Annotated in this window: 10 protein-coding genes; 3 read left to right on the forward strand and 7 right to left on the reverse strand. The window is 70.7% G+C overall.

Going from position 1 to position 8,904, the window contains the following annotated elements:
- Positions 1–112 precede the first annotated feature (112 nt).
- Both ACWGI8_RS32890 and ACWGI8_RS32895 read left to right on the forward strand, forming a co-directional pair.
- Positions 113–574 (forward strand): helix-turn-helix transcriptional regulator, encoded by a 462-nt coding sequence (locus tag ACWGI8_RS32890; RefSeq protein ID WP_453666557.1) that lies wholly within the window; start codon positions 113–115, stop codon positions 572–574.
- A 57-nt stretch (positions 575–631) separates the two neighbouring features.
- Positions 632–1,078 (forward strand): VOC family protein, encoded by a 447-nt coding sequence (locus ACWGI8_RS32895; RefSeq protein WP_453666540.1) that lies wholly within the window; start codon positions 632–634, stop codon positions 1,076–1,078.
- A gap of 20 nt (positions 1,079–1,098) precedes the next feature.
- On the opposite strand, the gene cseC is transcribed toward ACWGI8_RS32895, so the two are convergent.
- From cseC to ACWGI8_RS32925, 6 genes are all read right to left on the reverse strand, one after another.
- Positions 1,099–2,421 (reverse strand): two-component system sensor histidine kinase CseC, encoded by a 1,323-nt coding sequence (gene cseC, locus ACWGI8_RS32900; RefSeq protein ID WP_453666542.1) that lies wholly within the window; start codon positions 2,419–2,421, stop codon positions 1,099–1,101.
- Between the two features lie 115 nt (positions 2,422–2,536).
- Positions 2,537–3,241, reverse strand: coding sequence for a two-component system response regulator CseB (cseB, locus tag ACWGI8_RS32905; RefSeq protein WP_453666544.1), 705 nt, complete (start codon positions 3,239–3,241; stop codon positions 2,537–2,539).
- 73 nt (positions 3,242–3,314) lie between these two features.
- On the reverse strand, positions 3,315–3,923 hold the full coding sequence (locus ACWGI8_RS32910; RefSeq protein ID WP_453666546.1) for a hypothetical protein: 609 nt from the start codon (positions 3,921–3,923) through the stop codon (positions 3,315–3,317).
- A gap of 80 nt (positions 3,924–4,003) precedes the next feature.
- The gene (locus ACWGI8_RS32915; protein ID WP_453666548.1) at positions 4,004–4,582 is read right to left on the reverse strand and encodes a SigE family RNA polymerase sigma factor; all 579 of its coding nucleotides are present in this window, start codon (positions 4,580–4,582) and stop codon (positions 4,004–4,006) included.
- A gap of 177 nt (positions 4,583–4,759) precedes the next feature.
- Positions 4,760–5,806 (reverse strand): A/G-specific adenine glycosylase, encoded by a 1,047-nt coding sequence (locus ACWGI8_RS32920; RefSeq protein WP_453666550.1) that lies wholly within the window; start codon positions 5,804–5,806, stop codon positions 4,760–4,762.
- Between the two features lie 22 nt (positions 5,807–5,828).
- Entirely contained in the window at positions 5,829–6,488 is a 660-nt protein-coding gene (locus tag ACWGI8_RS32925; RefSeq protein ID WP_453666552.1) for a phosphatase PAP2 family protein, read from the reverse strand.
- A 187-nt stretch (positions 6,489–6,675) separates the two neighbouring features.
- On the opposite strand from ACWGI8_RS32925, the gene ACWGI8_RS32930 reads away from it, so the two are divergent.
- Entirely contained in the window at positions 6,676–7,491 is an 816-nt protein-coding gene (locus ACWGI8_RS32930; protein ID WP_453666554.1) for a hypothetical protein, read from the forward strand.
- Positions 7,492–7,613: 122 nt separating this feature from the next.
- On the opposite strand, the gene disA is transcribed toward ACWGI8_RS32930, so the two are convergent.
- Positions 7,614–8,747 (reverse strand): DNA integrity scanning diadenylate cyclase DisA, encoded by a 1,134-nt coding sequence (gene disA, locus ACWGI8_RS32935; RefSeq protein ID WP_453666556.1) that lies wholly within the window; start codon positions 8,745–8,747, stop codon positions 7,614–7,616.
- Positions 8,748–8,904 lie beyond the last annotated feature (157 nt).

Consider the following 8,904-nt stretch of genomic DNA (forward strand, 5'->3'; position numbering starts at 1 on the left):
GTTGTCAGTGGGGCGTGCCAGCATCGTGTCCGTGGAGAAGCGCGGGGGGAATGACACCCCGGTGACGGCGCACCTCGCCCATCTGCGGCAGCTGCGCCTCGCCAAGGACGCCATGGACCGCGACTGGGCCGAGCCGCTCGACCTGGACGCGGTGGCCGCCCATGCCGGTTACTCACGCTTCCACTTCGTCCGCGCCTTCAAGACGGTCTACGGAGACACGCCCGGTCAGTACCTGTCGCGCAGACGGATAGAACGGGCCGAGGAGCTCCTGCGTACCGCGGATCTCTCGGTCACCGAAATCTGCTCACTGGTCGGCTTCAGCAGCCTCGGCACGTTTTCGGCCCGGTTCAAGAAACAGACCGGTCTGACCCCGAGCGAGTACCGGACGAAGCACGTGGGACGCGGCGCCGCGCTCATACCCGGGTGCTACGCCCTGCTCTGGGCGGGAGGCTTCCCGAGCCGCGACTCCGAGGACCGGAGTGCCAAGGACAGGGATGGCAGGACCTGGGACGGCAAGGACCGCGATTCCAAGGACCGCAATTCCAAGGACCGCAATTCTGAAGAAGCCGGTTGACGGGCCGCTGCCTACGGTGGCAGGGCAAGCAATACGAGCGTCGACCAGGAGCGCGAAATGATCAAGGGACTCGCCATTTCCACCGTCTGGGTCCTCGACCAGGACCGGGCCAAGGAGTTCTACACCGAGAAGCTCGGTCTGGAGGTCCGTACGGACATGACGATGGGTGAGGGCGGCATGCGCTGGCTCACCGTCGGAGCGAAGGGCCAGCCGGACGTCGAGCTGACGCTGATGGTCCCGGGCGCGCCGGCCATGGACCCCGAGTCGGCGGAGGCCATGAAGCGGCTCGTCGCGAAGGGCGTCCTCGGCGCCGGGGTCCTGACCACGGACGACATCCACGGTGACTACGCCAGGTTGAAGGAGAGGGGCGTGGAGTTCCTCCAGGAACCGCAGGAGCGTCCTTACGGCACGGAGGCGATCTTCCGGGACGACTCCGGCAACTGGTTCTCGTTCACGCAGCGCCGTGAGGGAGGACTGGACCTGGACAAGGACTGGGCCAGTTAAAGGACTGGGCCAGTGAGGAGTCAGACCGGGAGCCGGGGCATCGGGAAGCTGCCCGTGTTCGTCGGGGCGTGCTCCGGCAGCCACAGCACCGCGATCGCGCCGCCCGTGCCCGCTCCCGGTGTGATGCCCTCGGGGGCCGCGTTGCGGAAGGTCAGCCGGGCGCCGAGGACCCGGGCCTGGCCGGCCGCGATGGTCAGGCCCAGGCCGTGGCCCGTGCCCGCACGGTCGCTCGCCCCGGTACGGAAGCGGCTCGGGCCGTCGCGCAGCAGCGCCTCGGGAAAGCCGGGACCGTGATCGCGTACCCGTACGACACGGCCCTCGACCGTGACCTCGACCGGCGACTTGCCGTACTTCGCGGCGTTGGTCAGCAGATTGAGCAGGATGCGCTCCAGCCGGCGCGGATCCGTGTTGACCCACGACTCGTGCACGACACGGACCACCACCTCGGGGTCCAGGACGGTGACCCGGCGGCTGACGAACTCGCCGAGCGCGATCTCCTGGAGTTCGGCCCGCTCCGAGGCGCCGTCCAGCCGGGCCACTTCCAGGACGTCCTCGACCAGGACGCGCATGGCCCGGGCCCGGTCCCGTACCAGTTCGGTGGGGCGGCCGGGCGGCAGCAGCTCGGCCGCCGTGAGCAGCCCGGTCACCGGTGTGCGCAGCTCGTGCGCGATGTCCGCGGTGACCCGGCGCTCGGCCTCGATGCGCTCGTTCAGGGCGTCGGTCAGCGCGTCCACGGCCCGTGCGAGCTCGTCGGTCTCGTCGCGTACGACACCGCCGACGGCATGGCGGACCCGTACCTCCGTGTTGCCCTCCGCGACCTTGCCGGCCGCGGCGGCGGCCTTGCGCAGCCTGCGCGAGAGCTGACCGCCGATCAGCACGCCCAGCGCAGAACCGCCGAAGACCACCGACACCGAGCCGATGATGAGGGCCCGGTCGAGGTCCTTCATGATGGCGGCGCTGCGGTCGGAGAGGCGGTTGTGCAGGGACACCACATCGCCGTTGCCGAGCGGCACCGCGGCCCAGATGTCGGGGGCGCCGCTGTGGTGTTCCTGCACATAGGTGGCCTGGCGGCCGTTCGCGAGCAGCGCCTTCAGCTCCCGGGGAAGCGAGGGGTCGTTGAGCCTGGGACCGAACTTGAGCTCGGGCTTCTGCTTCGCGGGATCGTAGATCCGCTGGGACCAGAGCAACCGGCTCATCTGCATGTCGCGCGCGTTGTCGAGCATCGAGACGCGGGCGGCGTTGTGCACGACGAGACTCAGCGCGAACGCGATCAGGGCACCGACGGCCGCGATCGCGATGCTGATCTTCCATCTGACACCGGTGCGCAGGGCGAGCCGCTTCATGCGGGGTCCTGTTCTGCTGTGGGGCGTGGCCGGCGTGGGGTGGTTGTTGCCGGGGGTCCGGGGGGTGTCCCCGGGTGATGCAGCCGTCTGACGCCGGTGCGCAGGGCGAGCCGCTTCATGCCTTGAGCTTGTAGCCGAAGCCGCGGACCGTTTCGATCCGGTCCTGGCCGATCTTCGTGCGAAGCCGCTGCACATGGACGTCGACGACCCGGGTGTCGCCGCCCCAGCCGTAGTCCCAGACGCGCTCCAGCAGCTTGTCCCGCGACAGCACCGTGCCCGGCGCGGACGAGAACTCCAGCAGCAGCCGCATCTCCGTCGGCGTCAGCCCGACCGGCTCGCCGGCCCGGCGCACCTCCATGCCCTCCGTGTCGACCTCCAGGTCACCGAAGGTCAGCACCCCGCGTTCGTCAGCCTGGCCCGGCTCGCCGTTGTCGCCCGCCACCCCGCCCGCGTGCCCGAAGCGGCGGAGTACCGCGCGGATCCGCGCGACCAGCACGGCACCGTCGAACGGCTTGGTGACGTAGTCGTCGGCGCCCGCCTCCAGGCCGAGCACCACATCGATCGAGTCCGCGCGGGCCGACAGCATGATCACGGGGACGGTCGACTCGTCCCTGATCCGGCGGCACAGGCTGACGCCGTCCAGACCCGGCAGCATCACATCGAGCAGCGCGATGTCGGGGCGGTTCGCGCGGAAGGCCTCAAGACCGGCGAGGCCGTCCGGCATGGCGGTCACCGCGAAGCCGTCGCGCTCCAGCGCGAGCTGGGTGGCCTCGCGGATGACATCGTCGTCCTCGACGAACAGCACATGTGTCTCGGCCATCCCGCAGCTCTCTCGGTTCCTGTCTCTCGATCAGCACTCGGTCGGTACTCGATCGGTGATGGGTCAGGGCAGGTCAGTTCTCATTCGGCGTGGTCGCCATCGGCGGCTCGACCTCTTCGCCGCCGACCACTTTGCTGAACTCGTTCTCCACCCGGTCGTGCTCGGCGAACTTGTTCCCCGACCAGCGGTAGGTGGTCACGATCTCGCCGGACGGGAACGAGACCGAGTCGCTCTTCGCGTACACCTGCTTGGTGACGACGAGATCGCCGCGGTCGATCGTCGAATAGACCGCGGGCTCCTCCTGCGCGAAGACATTCTCGTATGTGCCGTCGTCCGCGCGGTACACATACGTACCGATGCCCACAGCGTCTCCGCACGTCATCACATTCACCACGACGTCGGACACGGGATTGTCGGTGAGGCTCCCGTACGACGTGTCGATCGGGTACGCATCCACCGAGCACGGTTTCAGATCGGCCTTCACGCGCTTGCTGACCTTCGGGTCGGCCATCAGCAGCCGGACGACGTCGACCTTCTTCACCGGCGAGGCGGTGGTGGAGGGCGCGACGGTCGAGGGCGACTGCGCCACCGGGTCCGTACGCGCCGGTCCCTCGTCACGTGTCCCCGTACCGCCCGTCGAGCAGCCGACGGCGAACAGCCCGAAGGCGGCGAGCCCGGCCATCGCCGTGCCACTCGCCGCCCATGGACCGATCCCGTCTCGGGCACCGGCTCTTGCCCCGCTCCCGGGGCCGCTGCCTCTGGCTAGGCCGCGCAACGCTCCCGCCCCCGTTCCTCACGACGTGCGTGCGTGTCTTCCGTACGGTTCGAACGCTCCAGGGTCCGGGCGTTCAGACCACGGCTCTCCAGCTCCTGGCGGAGCCGGGCGAGCGCCCGGTGCAGCGTGCTCTTCACCGTACCTGTCGACATGCCCAGCGCGGCGGCGGTCTCCTCGGTGCTCATCTGCTCCCAGTGCCGCAGCACGACGACGCTGCGCTGCTTGGGCGCGAGCACCTTGAGGACGTCCATGAGCAGGGCCCGGTCGGCGTGCTGCTCGGTGGCGTCCTCGACGCTCGCGTCCGGCAACTGCTCGGTCGGGACCTCTTCGAGCTTGCGTGCCCGCCACCACTCCGTACGCGTATTGATCATGACGCGGCGCAGATAGGCGTCGGCGAGGGACTTGTCGGCTATGCCGTCCCAGCGGCCGTAGGTCCGTACGAGGGCGGTCTGGAGCAGGTCCTGGGCGTCGACCGGGTCAGGGACGAGTCGCCTGGCGCTGCGCAGCAGCGCCTCCTGCCGAGTGCGTACGTACTCTTCGAATTCGAGCACCTCGCCGTGCGCCATTCCAACCGCCTCCGTCCCCGTCCGAGCCCCGTGACACGCCGTGTGTTTCCGTGGTCTCCCCTACGCCACAAGAAGCTACGGAGCAGTTGTCACGGGGCTGTGCGGAGAAGCCGTCGGAGCACGCACGGCCGTCCATCGGTTGTGTAACAGGCGGGTTGGCCGGTTGGCCGGTGATTCTCAGGTGAGAGGCAAACGGAACCGGCCATTCTCCAGGGGTTCGACCAATCCGTCCGCAACCAGCCCGTCCAGGGCACGCGCCCGTTGGACCGGCTCGTCCCAGACCTGGTCGAGCACGGCACGCGGCACAGGCGTCACTGCTTCGCGCAGCACCGCCAGCAGCTTGCCGCGCACCTGGCGGTCCGTGCCCGCGTAGGTCTGGCCGCGTCGCGGAGGCCCGTCGTGCGCCGGCTTCCCGGCCAGCCGCCAGGCACACAGGCCGGCGACCGGGCAGCGCCCGCAGTCCTCGTTGCGTGCGGTGCAGACGAGTGCGCCCAGCTCCATCGAGGCCGCCGCCCAGCGGGCAGCCTGCGCCTCGTCATCGGGCAACAGGGCACGGGCCAGCCTGCGTTCGGCCGCGGTCGTCGCGTTCGGCGGGTACTGGATACCGGTCGCGGCGCGCGCGAACACCCGGCGGACGTTCGTGTCGAGGACCGGGTGCCGCTGCCCGTACGCGAACGAGGCCACCGCCGCCGCGGTGTACTCGCCGATGCCCGGCAGCGCGAGAAGCTGCGCGTGCTCGCGCGGTACGTCGCCGCCGTGCCGCTCCGTTATCGCCACCGCGGCGCCGTGCAGCCGCAGCGCTCGGCGCGGATAGCCCAGGCGGCCCCAGGCGCGCACCGCCTCACCGGGCGCCTCGGCGGCCAGGTCGGCGGGGCGCGGCCAGCGGGCCAGCCACTGCTCGTACACCGGCAGGACCCGGCTGACGGGGGTCTGCTGCAGCATGAACTCACTGACCATCACACCCCAGGCGCCGGCCTCGGGGCGGCGCCAGGGCAGGTCACGGGCATGCTGGTCGAACCAGGCGAGGACGGGGACGTGGAGGCCTGCGGCGGCCTCGGCGACGCCGTCGGGCCCGGACGGAACGCCGTCCGGGCCGGAGAGGACACCGTCCGGGCCGGAGAGGACACCGTCCGGGGCGGAAAGGACACCGTCCGGGGCGGAGGGGACGCTGTCCAGGTGCGAAGGGACGTCGGTCGCGGGGGAGGGCATGTCGGTCGCAGTCATGGCACCTCCGATCCTGGCATGTTCAGCGCCGCGCGCGGCGTATGCGCTCCGTGACGTGCTCCGGTGCGGCGTACATGTCACCTGGCCCGGCGAGCCAGAGCGCGAGCGGCGACCGGCTCGTCCGCATGGTCCCGGCCAGGGACGCGGCCGGCCGGGTCAGCGACCGGACGAACACGACGGCGACGGCCGCGCCCAGCAGCAGGCCCACGGTCACGTCGTGCGGATAGTGGACCCCGACGAAGACCCGCGAGAACGCCATCAGTGCTGCCATGGGCACGGTGAGCCACGCGATCCGCGGCCGGAGGAGTACGAGCGCGACGGCGGCCGCACCGGCGATCGCCGAGTGGTTGCTCGGGAACGACCAGTCGCCCGTCGGCGGGCACGGCACCAGCGACGCCGCGGCCCCCGCGACCGCGCGGCACGGCCGCTCCTCGTCCACCAGAGACTTCAGCGACTCGCTGCACACATAGCCCGCGGCGGTCGCGAGCGGTGCGAGCACCGCCAGCGCTATGGCCCGTGCGTCCCCGGTGCGTGCCCGCCACCACGCGAGGACGAACAGCGCGCCGAACAGCAGCAGCCCTGCCTCCGTCCAGAGTTCGGCGAGCAGGCGCACCCAGTGCGGGGTGGTGTGGGCGAGGTCGGTGAGGTCGCGGTACAGCCCGCTGGAAATGTCGCTGTCCATGACTACGGACCGTACGCGTACACCCTGGTTCGTCACCCTGTGCCATCGGCCACGGCTGTCCCCGACGAAAGTCGGGGGTCCCAAGAGGGTTGTGTCCAGTGGCACATGTCGATGATCGGCAAATCGCTCCCATCATGAGCGGTGGGTGGGGCGGGAGTTGCGTCCGATCTCTCGTACAGTTCGGTACGTGGGATCTCTGCGCAATCCGGTCGGGCCGCTCCCCTCCTCCATCTACTGGCGACGGAGGGCAGTCGCGCTGACCCTGATGGCGCTGCTCGCGCTGCTGATCGCATGGGCCGTCGGTTCCGGTGACAGCGGCGTGAAGAGCAGCGACGACGGCAAGCCGAACGACGCGAAGCCGGCGCCCTCCATCACTCCGGGACCCAGCGGGTCGGGTACCGCGATCAGTGAACAGCCGGGCGGGCGTGACGAGTCGGGCGAATCCGGCGAAAGTGATGGCACGGGCGGGGACGCCGGTACGGGCACGGACGCGGGCACCGCCGACGGCGGCAAGAACGGCGATCCGGGCGCGAGCGGCGCGGCGAACGGCGGCGGCGCGAGCGTGGGGGAGCAGGTCCCGGCGGGCTCCGCACTGCCCGAATGCGCCCCGGGCGCACTGAAGTTGGCGCTGCGCAGCCTCAAGCCCGCCTACGGTCCGGGCGAGACCCCCCGGTTCGCGTTCGAGGTGAGGAACACCTCGTCCGTGACGTGCAAGGCCGACTTCGGGCCGAAGACCGCGGTGTTGACGGTGTCGGCCATCACCGACGGGAAGAACGACAAGGTGTGGTCCTCGAAGGACTGCCCGCCCGGCGGCGGCACGCAGTTCCTGAAGTTCCCGGCGGGCCGGACCGTGACCCACACCGTCGACTGGGACCGCCGCAGGAGCAGTCCCCAGTGCGCGACCCCGCCCGCCGGCCCGGCGGCCCCGGGCTCCTACCTGCTGGAGGCCACGTTCCCAGGAGCGACGGTGTCTCCCGCGTCGTTCCGCCTGGAGAAGGACTAGGGCCTGCGATCTTGCCGGGCCCGCGACGCCGCCCTGTCCCGGTCCGGGCCCGGGGCCGGGCGTTGCGGATCAGGGGCGGAAGCACGCGCGGGGAGCCGGCGGACGGCTCCCGCTGCGCGAGCTCAGACGTAGCGCTCCAGGATGGACGATTCCGCAAGGCGCGACAGCCCCTCGCGGACGCTGCGGGCGCGCGCTTCGCCGACGCCGTCGACCGCCTGGAGATCGTCGACGCTCGCGGCAAGGAGCTTCTGCAGGCCGCCGAAGTGCTCCACGAGGCGCTCGATGATCGCTCCGGGCAGCCTCGGCACCTTCGCGAGAAGCCGGTAACCGCGGGGCGACACCGCGGAGTCGAGGGTCTCGGGCGAACCGCTGTACCCCAACGCCCTCGCCACGATGGGAAGTTCCAGAAGCTCGGCGTGGGTCAGCTCGTTCAGCTCGACGAGCGCCTCGTCGACCGTGCGGGACCGCTTCGCGGTCGGCTCCGGGACATAGTCGCGGATGACCAGCTCCCGCTCCGGCTCCACGCCCGCGATCAACTCGTCGAGCTGGAGGGCGAGCAGCCGCCCGTCGGTACCCAGCTCCACCACGTACTCCGCGATCTCCGTGGCGATCCGGCGCACCATTTCGAGGCGCTGCGCGACCGCCGTGACGTCGCGGACGGTCACCAGGTCCTCGATCTCCAGCGCGGAGAGCGTGCCGGCGACCTCGTCCAGCCGGAGCTTGTACCGCTCCAGGGTCGCCAGCGCCTGGTTCGCCCGGGACAGGATCGCCGCGGACTCCTCCAGGACGCGCCGCTCGCCGTCCACGTACAGCGCGATCAGCCGCATCGACTGGGACACGGAGACGACGGGGAAGCCGCACTGCTTGGAGACGCGGTCGGCGGTCCGGTGCCGGGTGCCGGTCTCCTCGGTAGGGATGGACGCGTCCGGGACGAGCTGGACGCCGGCCCGGAGGATCTTGGTGATGTCCTTGTCGACGATGAGCGCACCGTCGAGCTTGCACAGCTCGCGCAGCCGCGTCGCCGTGAACTCCACGTCCAGCACAAAGCCGCCCGTGCACATGGATTCGACCGTTTTGTCCATCCCTAGGACGATCAGACCGCCCGTATTGCCCCGGAGAATGCGCTCCAGGCCGTCACGCAGGGCGGTGCCCGGGGCGACCGCACTGAGAGAGGCGCGCATCAGCGCTTCCGTGCCGGATCCCCCGGAGCCTCCGCCGGACTTTCCGGGTGCTGAGCCCCGGTCGTTGGCTGCCACTGCACTCCTCCGGCTCGTACGGACTGGCGAGACCAGGGCAAAGTCTAGCGACCCCGGCCAGGCCCGGGCGGCGTCGCGCGGCGATGGCTGTCGCCCGGCCCCTTCCCCGTGGCCCTTCGGGCACGCGAGGTGCGCCCGCCTTCTCCCGCCCGTGAAC

It is taken from the genome of Streptomyces sp. NPDC054841, from assembly GCF_053611045.1.